This window comes from Klebsiella sp. 141198, from assembly GCF_050600785.1.
GTDB classification, from domain to species: Bacteria; Pseudomonadota; Gammaproteobacteria; order Enterobacterales; family Enterobacteriaceae; genus Klebsiella; species Klebsiella aerogenes.
This window is the reverse complement of sequence record NZ_JAQIRM010000001.1, coordinates 883,319-903,326: the sequence shown is the minus strand read 5'-3', so window position 1 is coordinate 903,326 and position 20,008 is coordinate 883,319. Positions and strand designations below refer to the sequence as shown.

Here is a 20,008-nt window from a genome sequence, read left to right as displayed (position 1 = left end):
CGCTGCTGGCCCGGGCTGCGCTCTGCACCCGATAGTCACCACATTCGCCAAATATCTTTAATCCTGAATCCTGCAGGAGGAGTTAACTCATGCAAAAAACGCTATCAGCGCTTAAAGACAAAATTAACAACGCGTTAATTGTCGACCGTGAAAATCATATTTACCGTTGCCACCGTTCTATATTTACCGATCAGCAGTTATTTGATTTTGAAATGAAACATATCTTCGAAGGTAATTGGGTTTTTCTTGCCCATGAAAGTCAAATTGCCGAACCGGGAGACTATTATACCCTGACGCTGGGACGGCAGCCGGTTATTATTACTCGCGATAAAAAGAATGAATTACATGCATTAATTAATAGCTGTGCCCACCGCGGCGCCATGTTATGCCGACGCAAAACCGGGAATAAAAATTCGTTCACCTGTCCGTTCCACGGCTGGACCTTCAGCAATAACGGTAAATTATTAAAAGCCAAAGATGAGAACACCGGCGCCTATCCCGATACCTTCAAACATGAAGGGTCTCACGATTTGCAAAAACTGCCGCGTTTTCAGTCTTACCGCGGCTTCTTATTCGGTAGCCTCAATGCGGACGTGCAGCCGCTGGAGGAGTATCTCGGCGAAACCCGCAAAATCATCGATCTGATCGTCGATCAGGCGCCGGAAGGGCTGGAAGTGCTGAAGGGCTCGTCGAGCTATGTTTACGAAGGCAACTGGAAGCTGGGCGCGGAGAACGGCGCCGATGGTTATCATGTCAGCGTGGTGCACTGGAACTACGCCTCTACCATGTCACGCCGCAACTATGAAGCGGAAGGGACGCATGCGGTTGATGCCAACGGTTGGTCAAAGAGCGTCGGCGGCGGCTACGGTTTTGACAATGGTCACATGTTGCTGTGGACCCGGGCGCTGAACCCGGAAGTGCGCCCGGTCTATGCCCACCGCGAGCGTCTGCAGGCGGAGTTCGGTGAACTGCGCGCCGACCAGATGGTTAACGAAACCCGCAACCTGTGCCTTTATCCCAACGTCTACCTGATGGATCAGTTCTCTACCCAGATCCGCGTGATCCGCCCGATTGCGGTCGATAAAACCGAAGTCACTATCTGGTGTTTTGCGCCGAAAGGGGAATCCGACCAGGCGCGGGCGTTACGCATCCGCCAGTACGAGGATTTCTTTAACGTCAGCGGAATGGGGACGCCGGACGATCTGGAAGAGTTCAGCGCCTGTCAGCGCGGCTATCTTGGCGAAAATCTGCCATGGAGCGACCTCAGCCGCGGCGCGCTACGTTGGGTCGACGGCCCGGATGAACACGCCATGCACGCGGGCTTTTCGCCGCGGCTAAGCGGGGTGAAATCGGAAGATGAAGCGCTGTATATCGCTCATCACCACCACTGGCAAACGGTCATGCTGGCGGCGCTGGAACAGGAACAGCAGCGTTACGACCAGTCCATTACCCAGCGCGTGGAGGTGGCCTGATGTTGAATATCGAACAAGTTCGCCAGTTTCTCTATTACGAAGCCCGTCTGTTAGATGACCGTCAGTGGGATGAGTGGCTGAGCTGTTACAGCCCGCAGGTGGTCTACTGGATGCCGGCATGGGGCGACGATGACCAGCTGACGCGCGACCCGCAAAAAGAGATTTCCCTTATCTACTACCCCAACCGGGAAGGACTGGAGGATCGTGTCTACCGCATTAAAACCGAACGTTCCGGCGCCAGCACGCCGGAGCCGCGTACCACGCACATTATCAGCAATGTCGAGCTGATGGGCGAGAGCGATGAGGGGCTTGCGGTGCGCTACAACTGGGTTACGTGGAGCCATCGCTATCAACACACGGATGCCTATTTTGGCTCTACCTGCTGCACGCTAATTGAGCAGGACGGCAGGCCGCAGATCGTTCGTAAAACGGTACGCCTGAATAACGACTATATCCGTCAGGTTATCGACGTGTACCACATTTAAGAGGCGCTTATGACTTTTAATATTGCTCTTAATTTTGAGGACGGCATTACCCGCTTTATTCAATGCAATGCTGGGGAGAAAGTACTGGATGCGGCCTATCGCCAGAAGGTAAACCTGCCGATGGACTGTTCGGACGGCGTTTGCGGCACCTGCAAATGCCACTGCGCCAGCGGTGAATACGATCTGGGTGAAGATTATCTCGACGAGGCGTTAAGCGATGACGAAGCGCAGGCTCGCCAGGTGCTGACCTGCCAGATGGTACCGACCAGCGATTGTGTGATCGATGTGCCGGTGGCCGCCGCGCAGTGTAAAACCGCGTTGACCAACACCGGGGCGCAGGTGCGACAGGTGAATTTACTGTCCGATACCGCCATCGAACTGGTGGTCGCGCTGGATGAGCCGCTGGCTTTTCTACCGGGGCAGTACATCAACATTCAGGTACCGGGCACGCCTCATGTGCGCGCCTACTCATTCAGCTCGCTACCGGGTTCTCTCGAAGGGCGTTTTCTGATTCGTAACGTGCCTGGCGGCATGATGAGCCAGTGGTTAACCCAGCAGGCGCAGCCCGGAGATCGTCTGACTCTCAGCGGCCCCATGGGCAGCTTCTATTTACGCAGCGGCGAACGCCCGCTGCTCATGCTGGCGGGCGGCACCGGGCTGGCGCCGCTGCTGTCCATGTTACACACCCTGCAGACACAGGGTAGCCCGCGTTCGGTGACATTACTGTACGGGGTGACCCGTGACGACGATCTGGTGAAAACCGACGCGCTGGATGCGTTTAACCAGCAACTGACGGGATATCGCTGGCTGCCGGTGGTGGCGGATGAAAGCAGTTCCTGCCCGCAGCGCGGCTTTGTGACTGAACATCTTGACGATGCCATGCTGAATAACGGCGACGTCGACATCTATCTTTGCGGACCGCCGCCGATGGTGAATGCGGTCGCCACGGCGCTGCGCGAAAGAGGAATTTCCCCGGCAGGGTTCTGGTATGAGAAATTTATCGCCAGCCAGAGCGCGGCGGCATAAGGAGGCATGATGCGTTTTACCGATAAAGTCGTCGCTATTACCGGCGCGGCGCAGGGCATTGGTCGCCAGACCGCGGAACAGGCGGCAACTGAAGGCGCCGCCCTGTTGCTGATTGACCGCTCGCCTTACGTGCACGAACTGGCTGCCGTTTTAGCCCAGGCCGGAAGCCAGGTACTGGCGCTGGAGGCTGACCTGGAGCAGTGGCAGAGTACCGAACAGGCGTTTGCCGCCGGGGTCGCGCATTTCGGCCGGCTCGACGTGCTCATCAACAACGTCGGCGGCACCATCTGGGCGCGACCTTTCGCCGAGTATCAGCCAGAACAAATTGAGAAAGAGATCCGCCGCTCGCTGTTCCCTACCTTGTGGGGCTGCCGCGCGGCGCTCCCCTGGATGCTGAAGCAGGGGAAAGGCAGCATCGTCAATATCTCGTCGGTGGCGACGGCAGGGGTGAACCGGGTGCCATACTCGGCGGCGAAAGGCGGCGTTAACGCGCTGACCCGGTCGATTGCTATGGAGTACAGCGGCAGCGGCATTCGGATTAACGCCGTCGCGCCGGGCGGCACGGAGGCGCCGCCGCGCCTAACGCCGCGCAACGATGAGCAGCCGAGCGAGCAGGAAAAGGCGTGGTATCAGCAGGTTGTCGATCAGACGGTGGAGAGCAGCCTGATGCATCGTTACGGCACGCTGGCGGAACAGGCGAATGCGATCCTGTTTCTCGCCAGCGATGAGGCCAGCTATATCACCGGCGTAACGATACCGGTGGCGGGCGGCGATCTCGGCTAGCGGCGGGTGGCATACCAGCAGAGCAGGGAGCCGAGACACACCATCCCGGCTCCCTGCCAGAAGGACCATGAGAGCGCGGCGCTGAGCAGTACTGCCGCCAGTGCGGAGGAGAGTACCGGCGTGAAGTACGAGGCCGCCGCCAGCAGGCTGACGTTGCCGTGCAGGATGCCAACGTTCCACGCCGCGTAGGCCAGCCCCAGCGCCACGGAGACCGTAATCAGCTTAATGACTACCGGCCAGCTAAACTGCATCGGCGGCTGCGTGCTGGCCAAAAACTTCAGCCACAGGGTCAGCGCCGTTAATAAGACGAAGAGGGTAATGCCATTTTTGCCTTTGGCATACTTCGCGGTCACCGTGCAGTAGGCTGCCCAGATAAATGCGCCGATAAATGCCAGAAAGTAGCTCAGCGGGCTCGAAATGACGTTATTGATAATTTCACTGAGGTTGAGTCCGTGCTCGCCGCCGAGCACCCAGCTCACGCCGAACAGCGCCAGTAGTAAGCCGGGGATCACCAGCCAGCTGCTTTTCTGACCGTTAAAAAGAATGGCGAATAAAATAGTCAGGCTGGGCCACAGGTAATTGACCATCCCCACTTCAATGGCCTGCTGGCGGGTGGCGGCGAAACCCAGCGACAGGGCGAGGCAGATCTCGTAGCTGACAAACAGCACGCTGCCGGCCAACAGATAGCGGCGCGGGATTTGGCGCAGGTTGGGAAAGCCGACGGTGAAAATGAGCAGCAGGCCGCTGAGGCTATAAATCATCGCCGCGCCGCCGACAGCGCCTAGCCCTTCGCTGACGCCGCGGATCAAACCGACCATCGTGCTCCATAATATAATGGCGGCGAAGCCGATTGACGTCGCTCTCTTTTTTTCCATGTTTAACCTGATAGTGACTCACACGCAGCCAGAATTTATAACATCTTTTCGCTCCCGGCGGTCGATCTTTTCCGCTTCGCATAACTCTTTGGGGTTAGTCAAACTCGCTAGCGCTGACTCTTTAGGGGGCGAGCGTTGGCGACCTTGATTTGACGCAATAAAAAAAGGGACATTGCTGTTAGTTTCCTCCGCGCGATGAACACACATCCTGCATGGAGGAATCAATGGACGTCAGCCGCAGAAAGTTTTTTAAAATCTGCGCAGGCGGTATGGCCGGAACAACAGCTGCCGCACTGGGCTTCGCCCCAAAAATGGCGCTGGCTCAGGCACGCAATTTCAAATTGCTGCGCGCAAAAGAGATCCGCAACACCTGCACTTACTGCTCCGTGGGCTGCGGGCTATTAATGTATAGCCTGGGCGACGGCGCGAAAAACGCCAAAGAAGCGATTTATCATATCGAAGGGGATCCGGATCATCCGGTAAGCCGCGGCGCGCTGTGCCCGAAAGGCGCCGGTCTGCTGGACTACGTCCACAGCGAAAATCGCCTGCGTTATCCGCAATACCGCGCTCCGGGCTCGGATAAATGGCAGCGCATCTCCTGGGATGAAGCTTTTAACCGCATCGCCAAACTGATGAAAGCCGACCGCGACGCCAACTTTATTGAAAAGAACGAGCAGGGCGTGACGGTTAACCGCTGGCTTTCCACCGGGATGCTGTGCGCCTCGGCGGCGAGTAATGAGACCGGCATGCTGACGCAAAAATTTGTGCGCTCGCTCGGCATGCTGGCGGTAGACAACCAGGCGCGCGTCTGACACGGACCAACGGTAGCAAGTCTTGCTCCAACATTTGGTCGCGGTGCGATGACCAACCACTGGGTTGATATCAAAAACGCTAACGTCGTAATGGTGATGGGCGGCAACGCCGCGGAAGCGCATCCGGTGGGATTCCGCTGGGCGATGGAAGCGAAGAACAATAACGATGCCACGCTTATCGTTGTCGACCCACGCTTTACGCGTACCGCGTCGGTGGCCGATATCTATGCGCCGATTCGTTCCGGTACCGACATTACGTTCCTGTCGGGCGTGCTGCGCTACCTGATCGAAAATAATAAGATCAATGCCGAGTACGTAAAGCATTACACCAATGCCAGCCTGCTGGTACGGGATGATTTTACCTTCGAAGATGGCCTGTTCAGCGGCTACGATGCGGAAAAGCGCCAGTATGATAAATCGTCCTGGAACTACCAGTTCGATGAAAATGGCTACGCGAAACGCGATGAAACGCTCTCCCATCCGCGCTGCGTGTGGAATCTGCTCAAGCAGCACGTTTCCCGCTACACCCCGGAAGTGGTCGAAAATATCTGCGGTACGCCGAAAGAAGACTTCCTCAAAGTGTGCGAGGTACTGGCTTCAACCAGCGTCGCGGATCGCACCACCACCTTCCTGTATGCGCTGGGCTGGACGCAGCACACCGTCGGCGCGCAGAACATCCGCACCATGGCGATGATCCAGCTGCTGCTCGGCAATATGGGTATGGCAGGCGGCGGCGTCAACGCGCTGCGCGGACACTCCAATATTCAGGGGCTGACCGATTTGGGCCTGTTGTCGACCAGCCTGCCGGGTTATTTGACGCTGCCGTCCGATAAACAGAGCGATCTGCAAAGTTATCTTAGCGCCAACACGCCGAAAGCGACGCTGGCCGACCAGGTGAACTACTGGAGCAACTACCCGAAATTCTTCGTCAGCCTGATGAAATCGTTCTACGGCGATGCGGCGCAGAAAGAGAACGACTGGGGCTTCAACTGGTTGCCGAAATGGGATCAGGCTTACGACGTTATCAAGTACTTCAATATGATGGATAACGGCAACGTTACCGGCTATATCTGCCAGGGCTTCAATCCGGTAGCGTCCTTCCCGGACAAAAACAAAGTGGTGCGTAGCCTCAGTAAGCTGAAATATATGGTGGTTATCGACCCTCTGGTGACCGAAACCTCCACCTTCTGGCAGAACCACGGCGAGTCTAATGATGTCGACCCGTCGGCGATTCAGACCGAAGTCTTCCGTCTGCCGTCGACCTGCTTTGCCGAAGAGGATGGCTCGATCGCCAACTCCGGGCGCTGGCTGCAGTGGCACTGGAAAGGCCAGGACGCGCCGGGCGAAGCGCGCAACGATGGCGAAATTCTTGCCGGGATCTATCACCGTCTACGTGAGCTGTACCGTCGCGAAGGCGGTAAGGGCGCGGAACCGCTGCTGAAAATGAGCTGGAGCTATAAGCAGCCAGATCATCCGGAATCGGAAGAAGTAGCAAAAGAGAACAACGGCTATGCGCTGGCGGATCTCTACGATGGTAATGGGGTGCTGCTGGCGAAAAAAGGAGAGTTGCTGAATAGCTTCGCGCTGCTGCGCGATGACGGCAGCACCGCATCGTCCTGCTGGATCTACACCGGCTGCTGGACCGAGCAGGGTAACCAGATGGCGAATCGCGATAACGCCGATCCTTCGGGACTTGGCAATACGCTGGGATGGGCCTGGGCCTGGCCGCTCAATCGCCGCGTGTTGTATAACCGCGCATCAGCTGACATTAACGGCAGGCCGTGGGATGCGAAGCGGATGCTGATCCAGTGGAACGGCAGTAAGTGGGTCGGTAATGATATTCCGGACTTCAATACCGCGCCGCCGGGGAGTAACACCGGGCCGTTTATTATGCAGCAAGAGGGGCTTGGGCGCCTGTTTGCGCTCGATAAACTGGCGGAAGGGCCGTTCCCGGAACACTACGAGCCGATGGAAACGCCGCTTGGCACCAACCCGCTGCACCCCAATGTGGTCTCCAGCCCGGTGGTGCGTTTATACGAAGATGACGCCATTCGCTTAGGTAAGAAGGATAAGTTCCCGTATGTCGGTACTACCTATCGTCTGACCGAACACTTCCATACCTGGACCAAGCACGCGCTGCTCAATGCGATTGCGCAGCCGGAACAGTTTGTCGAAATCAGCGAAGGGCTGGCGAAAAGCAAAGGTATCGCTAATGGTGACTGGGTGAAAGTCAGCAGCAAGCGCGGCTTTATTCGTGCGGTTGCCGTAGTGACCCGTCGACTGCGCACGCTGAACGTCAACGGCCAGCAGGTAGAAACCGTCGGTATCCCGCTGCACTGGGGCTTTGAAGGCGTGGCCCGTAAAGGCTATATCGCCAACACCCTGACGCCTAATGTCGGCGATTCCAACTCGCAAACGCCGGAGTATAAGGCGTTTCTGGTCAACATCGAGAAAGCGTAAGGAGCGATTAAATGGCGATGGAAACACAAGACATTATTAAACGCTCCGCGACCAACCCGATAACTCCCGCGCCACGCGCGCGGGACTATAAGGCGGAAGTCGCCAAGCTTATCGATGTCTCCTCCTGCGTAGGCTGTAAAGCCTGCCAGGTGGCCTGTTCCGAGTGGAATGACATTCGCGATGAAGTGGGGCACTGCGTCGGCGTGTACGACAACCCGGCGGATCTCAGCGCTAAATCCTGGACGGTAATGCGCTTTAGCGAGACCGAACAGAACGGCAAGCTGGAGTGGCTTATCCGCAAGGATGGCTGTATGCACTGCGAGGAGCCGGGCTGCCTGAAAGCCTGCCCGTCCGCCGGGGCGATTATTCAGTACGCCAACGGCATCGTCGATTTCCAGCAGGAAAACTGCATTGGTTGCGGCTACTGCATTGCCGGCTGTCCGTTTAATATTCCGCGCCTCAATAAAGAGGATAACCGGGTTTATAAATGCACGCTGTGCGTGGATAGGGTCAGCGTCGGTCAGGAACCGGCCTGCGTGAAAACCTGTCCTACCGGCGCAATCCACTTCGGCACGAAAAAAGAGATGCTGGAAGTGGCGCAGGAGCGGGTGGATAAGCTTAAAAAACGCGGTTATACCAACGCCGGGATCTACAACCCGCAGGGCGTAGGCGGCACCCACGTGATGTACGTACTGCATCATGCCGACCAGCCGGAGCTGTATCACAAGCTGCCGAAAGCGCCGCAGATCGATACCAGTATCAATCTGTGGAAGGGGGCGCTGAAACCGCTGTCGGCGGCGGGCTTTATCGCCACCTTTGCCGGGCTGATTTACCACTACATTGGTATCGGGCCGAACAAGGAAGTTGACGATGACGAGGAGGAACACGATGAGTAAATCGAAAATGATAGTGCGCACCAAATTCATCGACCGCGCCTGTCACTGGACGGTGGTTATCTGTTTCTTCCTGGTGGCGCTGTCGGGGATTTCGTTTTTCTTCCCGACGCTACAATGGTTGACGGAAACCTTCGGCACCCCGCAGATGGGGCGTATCCTGCATCCGTTTTTCGGCGTGCTGATTTTTGTCGCGCTGATGTTTATGTTTGTGCGTTTTGTCCACCACAATATCCCTGATAAACAGGATATCCCCTGGCTGAAAGGCATCGTGGAGGTTCTGAAAGGCAACGAACATAAGGTCGCGCGCGTCGGGAAATATAACGCCGGGCAGAAGATGATGTTCTGGACCATTATGAGCATGATTTTTGTGCTGCTGGTGACCGGGATGATTATCTGGCGCCCGTATTTTGCGGACTATTTTCCGATTCCGGTTATCCGTTACAGCCTGCTGATACACGCCACTTCGGCAATTATCCTGATCCATGCGATCCTCATCCATATGTATATGGCATTCTGGGTTAAAGGGTCGATTAAAGGCATGATTGAAGGTAAGGTCAGCCGCCGTTGGGCGAAGAAGCATCACCCGCGTTGGTATCGCGATGTCGAACGTCTGGAAGCGCAAAAAGAGAGCCGTGAGGGAATGAAGTAAGCCTTTACGGGGGAAACCCGCTCCGAAGATATTGGGGCGGGCTCCCGGCATTCAGCAGTTAGTGATAAGTGTATCGATTGAATCAATGACCCCCTGACGTGCACAACTCAGATTACAGACGAAATCCTGTGGCTGGATTCGTTTATTATTTAAATTACTGATCATCGGCGTACAAAGTAAAAAGCTGTCAAACTCTATATTTATCCTTTGGGCGACATGCTGATGCCAACGAGGTAACTGTCGCGCCCGCATTAAAGGAATAATGACTCTAGTGGCCAGGTCAGCATAGTAATCATTCTGCACTATCATATAATACGGCAGGGTGTTATTTGTTTGTGCAGAACAATTTCGATAGACATTGAATTGTTCAAGCATCATAGCACCCTGAAAAATTCATCATCTGTGAGAGTACCTGCTTTTGCAATAAATTCATTCATTGCGGCAATGAATTCCTTATGCTGTTGCTGTTTATCGGCTTCTCGTAAATCCTTTCCTGCCTGCGCTGACTCCTTCTGGGCTGGCACGTCAATACATCTTTTACGTAGCGTATTACTTTTCATCGTAGGCTCCTTACTGGTGGTTCAGTGATTATTCTCTTTACTCACATAAAAATAAACCTCAGCAGTAAGTTTAATATTTATTTTGCGAGGCGGATTCCAGCGCAACGCAACAGATGAAATATTAACGTTTGTTGTAATAACCCTTTGCGCAGGGGGAATACTGCGCAAAGGTGATAAAACCATTCCATTAAAATTTCTCAGGAATAAACCGGAAAGGAAAATGAGTCGGTTTCACTTTGCCAATTTTACGTTTCGGTAGGGTAATGTGTTCCGTTGGTAGAGACTCGTAGGGGATCTGCGAAAGCAGGTGGGTAATAATATTCAGGCGCACGCGTTTTTTATCTTCCGAGCGGGCGACAAACCACGGCGCCCAGGCGGTATCGGTTGCGGCAAACATCGCATCGCGCGCTGCGGTGTAATCATCCCAGCGGTTGAAAGATTTAATATCCATCGGCGATAGTTTCCAGATTTTGCGTCCGTCATCAATACGGTCGCGCAGGCGCCGTTCTTGTTCCTGCGGCGTCACCTCCAGCCAGTATTTCAGTAAAATAATGCCGGAATCGACCATCCCACGCTCCACCATTGGCGCGCCGTCGAGGAATTTTTGCACCTCCTCCTCGGTACAAAATCCCATCACCCGTTCAACGCCGGCCCGGTTGTACCAGCTGCGATCGAAAATCACTATCTCGCCGGCGGCGGGAAGATGTTTGATATAACGCTGAAAATAGAGCTGGCTGCGTTCGCGCTCGGTTGGCGCGGGAAGGGCGACAACGCGGAAAACCCGCGGGCTGACGCGTTCGGTTATCGCTTTGATGGTGCCGCCTTTGCCGGCGCCATCGCGTCCCTCGAATACGATGCATACCTTAAGCCCTTTATGCACGACCCACCGCTGTAGCTTGACCAACTCGACGTGCAGTTTACGTAACGCCTGCTGATACGCTTTCTCGCTTAACGGCTCCGTTTTGGCGGGTATGACGGGCGCAACGGTGTTCTTTTTGTTTCCCATGGCTGTCCTCATGCGTGGTGGCCTGAAAGGCAGGTCGCTGTTTAAAGTGTAATCAGAGCCAGACAAAGCGGCGGAAAACTTCTCATCCAGTGGAGGGCGCAAGATAGCCATTAAGCGCATCAACTCACTGTTGCTTAATCAGGAATCGGGTAGGATAGTCTCGTCAATTTACTAAAATCATTCAGGGAGAGAGTATGTCGAATAAACTTCTGCAAGTGAACTTTGCTTTTAGCGGCCCGTTTGGCGATGAAATGTCGACGCAATTAGCCGAACTCGCGCAATCTATTAACCACGAGCCCGGTTTTATCTGGAAGATCTGGACGGAGAATAGCGCTACGCAGGAAGCCGGTGGCATATATCTGTTTGAAGATGAACAAAGCGCGCAGGCTTATGCGAAAAAACACGCCGCCCGCCTGCAGCAATTTGGTGTGCAGGAGATGTTCTACAAAATTTTCGACGTCAATTTACCGCTAAGCCAGATTAACCACGGGCCGCTCAATTAAAATGAGACCGTGGTTACATATAGCGTTCAAACTGCCAGGCCGCCACGGCTTCGAGGATAAACAGCCCGGATACCACGATTCCCGCCACGCGATGGTGGGAATAGAAAAGTATTCCCGCGACCACGGCTAACACCGGTAACGTAATGGGCCAGCAGGCGACAATAGTAATCCAGGCAATGATCAGATAATCCTTCATCATGGCGAATACTCCGTGGTCAATGTTTACCGGCGCGAACGCTGCGCCGGTATAAATCAGAATTCAACGACGCCGCCTTGTTCAATACGGTCAATATCATTGGTGACAGGATTCACCTTTTCGTTGTAATAGGTGTAGGCATTAACGTCGGGAGTCATCGTTAATTTTGGTTGTTCCGTTTTCGATTCAGGCGATTCTGTCTGTGGATTAGCGGCAAGGTCTGCCGGTTCCGGCGGCGTATAGTGTAACTGGTCGGCGAGACTGCCCGCCGCGAAGGCGCTGGCGTTAATAGAAAGCGCGCTGATGGCGATAATAATTAATTTTTTTAAAGTCATACTTTTCATCCATGAGACGAAACCCGCCACGGCGGCAGGTAAAAAGAGCAAGGGTTAAGATAATACGTAAAAGAAGTTAATGTTTCAAAGCGTAATCGCCCTCTGCTAGTATAAAGTTGCTATTCATCGGCAATTCTTTATGGTAGCTACTTGTATTACCGAGCATTCCCCATGCCCTTGTCGTTAATTTCACATTAATGCAGCAAAATTTTCACTAGTTTTGATCATCTCCGCACTTTTGCACCAGCCCGGTGCGCAAGGTTGCTAAAGTCGTTCTATGTTTAGCTCACTGTCGGTATGGACACCAGCGTTCCCGGCAGGCCACGTGACGGCAACAGACCTCCTGACCTGTAAAGACTGGCGTATTGCCGGGTGGTACCGATTGCGGTCACGCTACGCGACTATTAGTAATCGATCTGGCGATACCTCTCTTCCTGGCGGGTTTTTTGCTTTATCTACCGAAGCCGCTACGGCTTATTCCAGCATTGGCACGTTACGCTGTAAGTGGTTTTTACTGCGCCAGTTTGTGGCGTCTGTTCGATATCGCTGAGGACTATCCGAATGTCTTTAAAACTTAAAAAGTTGACTCTGCATTTTGCAATAGCAGGTTGTTTGAGCGCGGCATTTTACGCACAGGCGGATGTGAAGATTGGCGTGGCCGGCCCCTTTACCGGGCCGAATGCGACCTATGGCGCCCAATACTGGAAAGGGGCATCGCAGGCGGCGGCTGATATTAATGCCGCCGGGGGAATCAAAGGCGAAAAAATTGTGCTGGTGCAGGGCGATGATGCCTGTGAACCCAAGCAGGCGGTGGCGGTGGCTAACCGCCTGGTTGACGACTCCGGCGTCTCGGCGGTGGTGGGTCACTTCTGCTCTTCCTCGACGATGCCCGCCTCCGAGGTCTATGACGAAGCCGGCATCCTGACCATCACGCCGGGTTCCACCAATCCGCAGATCACCGAACGCGGAATGAAAGATATGTTCCGCATGTGCGGGCGCGATGACCAGCAAGGGGTGATTGCCGCCAACTACATGCTGGATGTGCTGAAGGCGAAGAAGATCGCCGTCATTCACGATAAAGATACCTACGGTCAGGGATTAGCCGACGCGACGCGCGCGGCGCTCGCTAAACGCGGGACGAAAGAGGTGTTGTATGAAGGCCTATCCCGCGGGGAAAAAGATTTCAATGCCCTGGTAACCAAAATCGGCGCCCTGAAACCGGATGTGGTTTATTTCGGCGGCTGCCATCCGGAAGCCGGCCCGCTGGTGCGCCAGATGCGCGAGCAGGGCGTCCAGGCTAAGTTCTTCTCCGGCGACTGCGTGGTGACCGAAGAGTTGGTTACCGCCGCGGGCGGGCCGCAGTTTACCAATGGCGTGTTAATGACCTTCGGTAAAGATCCGCGCACCATTCCTGAAGGTAAAGCGGTGATCGACAAATTCCGCGCCAGCGGTTTTGAACCGGAGGGCTATACCCTTTACGCCTATGCTTCAATCCAGGCTATCGCCGCGGCCTATAACGCTGCCGGTACCGATAATGCCAAAGCCAGCGAATGGTTGAAAAACCACAGCGTCGATACCGTGATGGGTAAAAAAGCCTGGGACGGCAAAGGCGACCTGAAAGTATCGGATTACGTGGTTTATCAATGGGATGATAAAGGCAAATATCATCAGCTGTAACCCGGGATTGTAGTGCGCATAACGCCCTCATCAGAGGGGCGTCGTACCACCGTAAGCAGCAGACGTTAAGGCCTCTGCGTCTGCTGCACCTTGACTGGCAGGATGGTTCCTATGGCGGCATTCTTTCTGCAACAACTGATCAATGGCTTAACGCTTGGCGCGGTATATGGGCTTATCGCCATTGGCTACACCATGGTTTATGGCATCATCGGTATGATTAACTTCGCCCACGGCGAGGTATATATGGTCTCAGCCTACCTGTGCGCTATCGGGCTGGCGCTGCTGGCCTACTTCGGTATTCACTCTTTCCCGCTGCTTATTTTCGGCACGCTGGTGTTTACGATTATCGTCACCGGGGTGTACGGCTGGGCCATCGAACGCATTGCTTATCGGCCGCTACGGAATTCAACGCGTCTGGCGCCGCTGATTTCGGCAATCGGCATGTCGCTGATTTTACAAAACTACGTGCAACTGAGTCAGGGCCCTAATCAACAGGGGATCCCGACGTTGATGCACGGCGTATTGCGGATTACGGTAGGTGATGGCGTGGTGCAAATCACCTGGACCAAAATCTTCATCCTGCTCGCCGCTTTCGTCGGCATGGTGGTGCTGAGCTGGATAATCAACCATACGCAGCTTGGGCGGGTATGCCGCGCGACCCAGCAGGACCGGCGGATGGCGGCCATTCTCGGCATTAACACCGATCGGGTGATCTCGCTGGTATTTATGATTGGCGCGGCCATGGCGGGACTCGCCGGGGTACTGGTGACCATGAATTACGGCACGTTTGATTTTTATATCGGTTTTATTATCGGCATTAAGGCCTTCACCGCCGCGGTACTGGGCGGGATCGGTTCGCTGCCGGGGGCGATGCTTGGCGGCCTGCTGCTGGGCGTCGCCGAGGCGCAGTTCGCCGGGTTAGTAAACTCGGATTATAAGGATGTCTTCTCGTTCGCATTGCTGGTGGCGATTCTGATTTTCCGTCCGCAAGGGCTGTTAGGCCGTCCTGTTGTGGCCAAGGTCTAAGGGGGGCATATGACCGATATTTCCCGTTTAGACGGCATCGACGTCAAGCGCAGCCTTATCGATAGCGTGCTGGCCGGTTTATGCGCGCTGATAGTCTTTGGCCCGATCGTGGGGATCGTGCTGAAGGGGTACAGTTTTACGCTTTCCCCACAGCGCGTCATCGTGCTGGTAGCGGTGGTAATGGTGGGGCGTCTGCTGCTCAGCCTGCTTTTGCAAACCCGCAGGGGAAAGCGGTTTGTCGGACGTTTTGAAGGCAACGACCAGGGGGTATTCGTCCGCCCCCCTGGCTATCGTAGTCGGCTACGTTTTGTCCTGCCGCTGCTGGCGATTGCGGCTATCGCTTTCCCGTTAATGGCCAGTAAATACCTGCTCACCGTGGCGATCCTCGGGCTTATCTACGTCCTGCTGGGGCTGGGATTAAACATCGTGGTGGGTCTCGCGGGGTTACTTGATTTGGGGTACGTCGCCTTTTACGCCATTGGCGCCTACGGTCTGGCGCTCGGCTATCAATACCTTGGCCTGGGGTTCTGGGCAATGCTGCCGCTGGGGGCGGTGATGGCGGCGCTGGCGGGGGCGTTATTGGGTTTTCCGGTTTTACGAATGCATGGCGACTACCTGGCTATTGTGACGCTGGGATTCGGCGAAATCATCCGTCTGGTGCTCAACAACTGGGTAAGTTTCACCGGCGGCCCCAACGGCGTTTCGGTGCCGTCGCCAACGCTCTTCGGCCTCGAGTTTGCCCGGCGAGCCAAAGAGGGCGGTACCCCGATTCATGAATTTCTGCATATTGCCTACAACCCCAACCTTAAATTTATTTTTATCTATGCCGTGTTGTTTATCGTGGTACTGATGGTGCTGCTGATAAAGCACCGCCTGACCCGAATGCCGATTGGACGTGCCTGGGAGGCGCTGCGGGAAGATGAAATCGCCTGCCGGGCGATGGGGCTGAATCACGTGCTGGTTAAGCTGTCCGCGTTTATGCTCGGCGCCTCGACGGCCGGCATCGCCGGGGTCTTTTTCGCCACTTATCAGGGCTTCGTGAACCCGACGTCGTTTACCTTTTTCGAGTCGGCGCTGATTCTCGCTATCGTGGTATTAGGCGGCATGGGCTCGACATTAGGTGTTGTGCTGGCGGCTTTCGTGCTGACTGTCACGCCGGAGCTGCTGCGTGGCTTTGACGAATACCGGGTTCTGCTCTTTGGCGTGCTGATGGTCCTGATGATGATCTGGCGGCCGCGCGGGCTGGTGCGTACCGGGCGTACCGGGGTGGAAATCCGCAAAGGAGTCGCGCCATGAGCGATGCAATATTGCAGGTCGAGCATCTGATGATGCATTTTGGCGGGATTAAAGCGCTGAATGATGTCAATCTCGAGGTTGAACGCGGATCGATCACCGCCCTGATTGGCCCGAACGGCGCGGGCAAGACCACGGTGTTCAATTGCCTGACCGGATTTTACCGCGCCAGCGGCGGCGCCATTCGTCTTAATGCCCGGCAACGAATAACCGATGTGATTCAGGTTCTCGGGCAGAAGCTGCATGCCGATGATTTTTTCCATCCCGCGCGCCTGGGGCGGCGGATGTACTACAAAATGTTCGGCGGCGCGCATCTGGTCAACCGCGCCGGGCTGGCGCGTACCTTCCAGAACATCCGCTTGTTTCGCGAAATGACGGTGATTGAAAATCTGATGGTGGCCCAGCATATGCAGGTCAACCGCCATCTGATCGCCGGGATCCTGAATACCCGAGGCTATCGGCAGGCGGAGAACCGCGCATTAGAGCGGGCCTTTTACTGGCTGGAAGTGGTGGAGATGGTCGACTGCGCCAATCGACTGGCGGGAACGCTCTCTTATGGCCAGCAGCGGCGACTGGAGATCGCCCGCGCGATGTGTACCGGGCCGGAAATACTGTGTCTTGACGAACCCGCAGCCGGACTCAATCCGGCGGAAACGCGCGCCCTGAGCCGGATTATTCGTTTTCTGCGAGAACATCATGGCGTCACCATACTGCTGATCGAACATGATATGAGCATGGTGATGGAAATCTCCGATCGTGTGATTGTACTCGACCACGGCGATGTTATTGCTCATGGCACCCCGGCTGAGATCCAATCCAACCTGAGCGTGATCGCCGCATACCTTGGTACCGATGAACAGGAGATCGCCTGATGAGCCAACCGTTGCTGGAATTTCGCGAGGTTAATGTTTTTTACGGGCAAATCCAGGCGCTGAAGTCGGTATCGCTAACGGTCAATGAAGGCGAAACGGTGGCGTTAATCGGCGCTAACGGCGCCGGAAAATCCACGCTGCTGATGTCCATTTTCGGCCAGCCGCGGATTACCGATGGCAGTATTATCTATCGCGGACATGATATTAGCCGCCAGTCGACGCACTATATCGCCACCCACGGTATTGCCCAGGCGCCGGAGGGACGGCGCATTTTTGCCGATATGACGGTGGAAGAGAACCTGCTGATGGGCACTATTCCCATTGGTAATCGTTATCAGAATGAAGATAAAGCGCGGATGTATCAGCTGTTTCCACGGCTGGAAGAGCGTCGCGCGCAGCGGGCGATGACGCTCTCCGGCGGCGAGCAGCAAATGCTGGCGATCGCCCGCGCGCTGATGAGTCGGCCAAAGCTATTACTATTAGATGAACCGAGCCTGGGTCTGGCGCCGCTGGTGGTGAAGCAGATTTTCAGCATCTTGCGCGAGTTGACCGCCCAGGGGATGACGCTGCTACTGGTGGAGCAAAATGCGTACCACGCGCTAAAACTGGCTAACCGCGCGTATGTGCTGGTCAACGGCGAAATACGTCTGAGCGGTAGCGGCGCAGAGTTGCTGGATAACCCGGAAGTCAGAAATGCTTACCTGGGGATGGGTTAAGTTTTCGTCAGTCGTAGGGGGAGAAAACAGGGTGTGAAATCGGTTACACTAACGTCGTGAATGCACATTAAAGTGACCGACTAGATGAAGAAAACGATTTTTTCCTTAGCGCTGGGAACCTTTGGCCTCGGAATGGCGGAGTTTGGCATCATGGGGGTATTGCCGGAAATCGCCCATGATGTCGGTATTACCATCCCCGCGGCCGGCAACATGATCTCCTGGTACGCCTTTGGCGTGGTGTTTGGCGCGCCTGTCATGGCGTTGTTTTCCAGCCGTTTTTCGCTGAAATCGGTGATGCTGTTTCTGGTGGCGCTATGTGTGGCAGGCAACGCGTTATTTACCTGCTCCTCAAGTTATCCCATGCTGGCGCTCGGTCGCTTTATTTCAGGTTTTCCTCACGGCGCTTATTTTGGCGTCGGGGCGATTATTTTGTCGAAAATCGCCTCGCCGGGCAGGGTTACCGCGGCGGTCGCCGGGATGATAGCGGGAATGACGGTGGCAAACCAGCTTGGCGTACCGGCTGGCACCTGGCTTGGCCATCAGTTCAGCTGGCGCTATACCTTCACGGCCATCGCGCTATTTGATGTGCTGGTGCTATTGGCGATACTGCGCTGGGTGCCGACGCTATATGACAAATCCGCCTCCCGGCTCAGCGAACAATTCAATTTCCTTAAATCCCCGGCGCCGTGGTTTATTTTCGCCGCCACGATGTTCGGCAATGCCGGCGTTTTTGCCTGGTTTAGCTATATCAAGCCCTTCATGATGAATGTCTCCGGCTTTAGCGAGTCGGCGATGATGTTCATTATGATGCTGGTCGGATTGGGGATGGTTTTAGGTAATCTCTTTAGCGGTAGGATCTCTGGGCGCTATAGTCCGCTGCGTATTGCGGCGATGACCAACGGCGTCATTGTCGCGGCGTTACTGCTCATCTTTGCCTTCGGCATACAGCCTCTGGCTTCGCTGGCGCTGGCGTTTATCTGCTGCGCCGGGCTCTTCGCACTCGCCGCGCCGCTGCAAATATTACTGCTACAAAATGCCAGAGGCGGCGAAATGCTCGGAGCGGCGGGCGGGCAGATAGCGTTTAACCTCGGCAGCGCGATTGGCGCCTACTGCGGCGGGATGATGATTACCTTTGGCGCGGGTTGGCGTTCGGTTGCGCTGCCGGCGGCAGCGCTGTCGTTCCTGGCGATGAGTTCATTGCTGCTGTATGCGCGATATCAGCGGCGGGTAACGCGTCATCGCGTTACTCAGGCAGAGCAGGCCTGATTAATCTCGCCACGGTTCGCCAAGGGTTAGCATCAGGCGGTTAGCCCAGGCGAAGAATGCCGCCGATTGCAGCAGGTCCAGCTGTTCGACGATATCCAGCCCTTGCTTCTCCAGCGCGCTGAGATGCGCTGGGGTTATCGCGGGCGGGGTAACGGAAAGCGCGGCGGCGGCGTCAATCTCCGCCTGCCAACGCGGCCCTTGACCATCGCTGAGATTTTCCCCAGGCGTCACCGCCAGCAGGGTCTCCACCGCTCGCTCATCTTTTGACAACTGCGCCGCCTTGCGCGCGTGTACCGACGCGCAGTAGATGCAGCCGTTGATTTTGCTGGCCACCGTTGCCGCCAGTTCACGTTCGGCACGCGGCAACCCCCCCGGCGTATAGAAGATCCCTTTATCGGTTAGCGTGCGCTGTTCAAGCACCGGTTGGTTGCGCGCCAGCAGGCGGAAGTAGGGGGAGTCACTGTGGCCGAACTGCGCCAGTAGCGCCTGCTCGGCGGAATTAAATTCAGCGAGCGGCTTATCGGCAATCCACGGTTCCCAGTGTAATTCATCGCGCGTAAAGGCCACCGGCGCAGGTTTACCGCTGGCCGTCCGGGGATGAGTGTGCCAGTATCCGGCGACCACCGGGGTCTCGGCTTCGGAAATTGATTTACCATTTAACAAACGCAAGCCGCTCAGCAATCGGCTTTGAAAACTGACAAACGCAATAAGCTGTGCCAGCGTCACAATGCCGCGCAGGCTCCAGCCCGCGTCGCTAAGCGTTTGTAACGCCGCTGGCGTCGCTTCCACCGGAGTAAAGGTCAGCAGGCGGGCAAATCCCAGCGCGGCGGCAAGCCGTGGGGTTGTCGGGTCGGCAAGGCCGAAACCGGCGTAATGCGCCGCCAGCGCATCTGCCTGATGAAGTCTGGCCACTTTTGCGGCGATGGCGAAACGTTCCTCGAGCGGAAAATCCTCATCCTGTTGGCTAAATAGCACCTCGTAGCTTCCCTGGGCGTGGCGGGTCGCAGCGTCGCGCAACGCGCGGGCCTTGCCTAGCGGTGAATCGGCGGCGATCTCCGCCAGTTCAGCCAAAATATCCTGACTTAAGCTCATAGCGACTC

The 20,008-nt window shown here is 55.7% G+C and carries 21 protein-coding genes; 14 read left to right on the top strand and 7 right to left on the bottom strand.

The window, feature by feature from the left end:
- Positions 1-89 precede the first annotated feature (89 nt).
- Genes PGR10_RS04370 through PGR10_RS04355 form a run of 4 tightly spaced genes read left to right on the top strand, consistent with a single transcriptional unit; the run spans position 90 to position 3,766 of the window.
- Complete coding sequence (locus tag PGR10_RS04370) at positions 90-1,472, top strand: Rieske 2Fe-2S domain-containing protein (protein WP_430923024.1); 1,383 nt, start codon at positions 90-92, stop codon at positions 1,470-1,472.
- The gene (gene benB, locus PGR10_RS04365) at positions 1,472-1,957 is read left to right on the top strand and encodes a benzoate 1,2-dioxygenase small subunit (RefSeq protein WP_087859573.1); all 486 of its coding nucleotides are present in this window, start codon (positions 1,472-1,474) and stop codon (positions 1,955-1,957) included. Before PGR10_RS04370 ends, benB begins: the two co-directional genes overlap by 1 nt.
- Before the next feature lie 9 nt (positions 1,958-1,966).
- The gene (gene benC / locus PGR10_RS04360) at positions 1,967-2,983 is read left to right on the top strand and encodes a benzoate 1,2-dioxygenase electron transfer component BenC (protein ID WP_113373302.1); all 1,017 of its coding nucleotides are present in this window, start codon (positions 1,967-1,969) and stop codon (positions 2,981-2,983) included.
- A gap of 9 nt (positions 2,984-2,992) precedes the next feature.
- Positions 2,993-3,766, top strand: a complete 774-nt coding sequence (locus tag PGR10_RS04355; RefSeq protein ID WP_271032596.1) for a 1,6-dihydroxycyclohexa-2,4-diene-1-carboxylate dehydrogenase — start codon at positions 2,993-2,995, stop codon at positions 3,764-3,766.
- Here PGR10_RS04355 and yddG read toward each other — a convergent pair.
- Complete coding sequence (gene yddG, locus PGR10_RS04350) at positions 3,763-4,641, bottom strand: aromatic amino acid DMT transporter YddG (RefSeq protein ID WP_113373304.1); 879 nt, start codon at positions 4,639-4,641, stop codon at positions 3,763-3,765. The two genes, PGR10_RS04355 and yddG, sit on opposite strands and share 4 nt — an antisense overlap.
- Positions 4,642-4,865: 224 nt before the next feature.
- Between yddG and fdnG the strand changes: the two genes are divergently transcribed.
- From fdnG to fdnI, 3 genes are read left to right on the top strand one after another with little or no spacing between them, the layout of a single operon-like run.
- The gene (fdnG, locus tag PGR10_RS04345; RefSeq protein WP_430923023.1) at positions 4,866-7,913 is read left to right on the top strand and encodes a formate dehydrogenase-N subunit alpha; all 3,048 of its coding nucleotides are present in this window, start codon (positions 4,866-4,868) and stop codon (positions 7,911-7,913) included.
- An 11-nt stretch (positions 7,914-7,924) separates the two neighbouring features.
- Positions 7,925-8,809, top strand: a complete 885-nt coding sequence (fdxH, locus tag PGR10_RS04340) for a formate dehydrogenase subunit beta (protein WP_045414098.1) — start codon at positions 7,925-7,927, stop codon at positions 8,807-8,809.
- Positions 8,802-9,458, top strand: coding sequence for a formate dehydrogenase-N subunit gamma (gene fdnI / locus PGR10_RS04335; protein WP_213793984.1), 657 nt, complete (start codon positions 8,802-8,804; stop codon positions 9,456-9,458). Before fdxH ends, fdnI begins: the two co-directional genes overlap by 8 nt.
- Before the next feature lie 51 nt (positions 9,459-9,509).
- Here fdnI and PGR10_RS04330 read toward each other — a convergent pair whose 3' ends face one another.
- The 3 genes from PGR10_RS04330 to ppk2 all read right to left on the bottom strand — a co-directional run bounded on the left by PGR10_RS04330 (position 9,510) and on the right by ppk2 (position 11,024).
- Positions 9,510-9,836, bottom strand: a complete 327-nt coding sequence (locus PGR10_RS04330) for a CcdB family protein (RefSeq protein WP_430923022.1) — start codon at positions 9,834-9,836, stop codon at positions 9,510-9,512.
- Positions 9,833-10,018 carry a hypothetical protein gene (locus tag PGR10_RS04325; protein WP_113373308.1) on the bottom strand — a complete coding sequence of 62 codons (186 nt, stop codon included), beginning with the start codon at positions 10,016-10,018 and terminating at the stop codon, positions 9,833-9,835. Before PGR10_RS04325 ends, PGR10_RS04330 begins: the two co-directional genes overlap by 4 nt.
- Before the next feature lie 187 nt (positions 10,019-10,205).
- A complete protein-coding gene (ppk2, locus tag PGR10_RS04320) occupies positions 10,206-11,024 on the bottom strand; it encodes a polyphosphate kinase 2 (RefSeq protein ID WP_430920904.1) in 819 nt (272 codons plus the stop codon).
- 194 nt (positions 11,025-11,218) lie between these two features.
- Here ppk2 and PGR10_RS04315 point away from each other — a divergent pair, with 194 nt between their 5' ends.
- On the top strand, positions 11,219-11,527 hold the full coding sequence (locus PGR10_RS04315; RefSeq protein WP_430923021.1) for a monooxygenase: 309 nt from the start codon (positions 11,219-11,221) through the stop codon (positions 11,525-11,527).
- A gap of 13 nt (positions 11,528-11,540) precedes the next feature.
- On the opposite strand, the gene PGR10_RS04310 is transcribed toward PGR10_RS04315, so the two are convergent.
- Together PGR10_RS04310 and PGR10_RS04305 are read right to left on the bottom strand one after the other, a co-directional pair.
- Positions 11,541-11,726 carry a hypothetical protein gene (locus PGR10_RS04310; RefSeq protein WP_430923020.1) on the bottom strand — a complete coding sequence of 62 codons (186 nt, stop codon included), beginning with the start codon at positions 11,724-11,726 and terminating at the stop codon, positions 11,541-11,543.
- A gap of 53 nt (positions 11,727-11,779) precedes the next feature.
- Entirely contained in the window at positions 11,780-12,058 is a 279-nt protein-coding gene (locus PGR10_RS04305; RefSeq protein ID WP_087859583.1) for a hypothetical protein, read from the bottom strand.
- Between the two features lie 561 nt (positions 12,059-12,619).
- Between PGR10_RS04305 and PGR10_RS04300 the strand changes: the two genes are divergently transcribed.
- From PGR10_RS04300 to araJ, 6 genes are all read left to right on the top strand, one after another.
- Positions 12,620-13,735 carry a branched-chain amino acid ABC transporter substrate-binding protein gene (locus PGR10_RS04300; RefSeq protein ID WP_015366474.1) on the top strand — a complete coding sequence of 372 codons (1,116 nt, stop codon included), beginning with the start codon at positions 12,620-12,622 and terminating at the stop codon, positions 13,733-13,735.
- Positions 13,736-13,846: 111 nt separating this feature from the next.
- Positions 13,847-14,761 carry an ABC transporter permease subunit gene (locus PGR10_RS04295; RefSeq protein WP_032711708.1) on the top strand — a complete coding sequence of 305 codons (915 nt, stop codon included), beginning with the start codon at positions 13,847-13,849 and terminating at the stop codon, positions 14,759-14,761.
- Between the two features lie 9 nt (positions 14,762-14,770).
- Positions 14,771-16,057 carry a high-affinity branched-chain amino acid ABC transporter permease LivM gene (gene livM, locus PGR10_RS04290; protein WP_087859585.1) on the top strand — a complete coding sequence of 429 codons (1,287 nt, stop codon included), beginning with the start codon at positions 14,771-14,773 and terminating at the stop codon, positions 16,055-16,057.
- Positions 16,054-16,926: an ABC transporter ATP-binding protein gene (locus tag PGR10_RS04285; RefSeq protein WP_087859586.1), complete on the top strand. Its 873-nt coding sequence runs from the start codon at positions 16,054-16,056 to the stop codon at positions 16,924-16,926. The genes livM and PGR10_RS04285 overlap by 4 nt, the downstream gene beginning before the upstream one ends.
- A complete protein-coding gene (locus PGR10_RS04280) occupies positions 16,926-17,642 on the top strand; it encodes an ABC transporter ATP-binding protein (protein WP_348854703.1) in 717 nt (238 codons plus the stop codon). Before PGR10_RS04285 ends, PGR10_RS04280 begins: the two co-directional genes overlap by 1 nt.
- 84 nt (positions 17,643-17,726) lie before the next feature.
- Entirely contained in the window at positions 17,727-18,908 is a 1,182-nt protein-coding gene (araJ, locus tag PGR10_RS04275; RefSeq protein ID WP_430923018.1) for an MFS transporter AraJ, read from the top strand.
- Here the strand turns inward: araJ and PGR10_RS04270 are convergent, their stop codons facing one another.
- Positions 18,909-20,000, bottom strand: coding sequence for an alkylhydroperoxidase domain protein (locus tag PGR10_RS04270; RefSeq protein WP_113373313.1), 1,092 nt, complete (start codon positions 19,998-20,000; stop codon positions 18,909-18,911).
- Positions 20,001-20,008 lie beyond the last annotated feature (8 nt).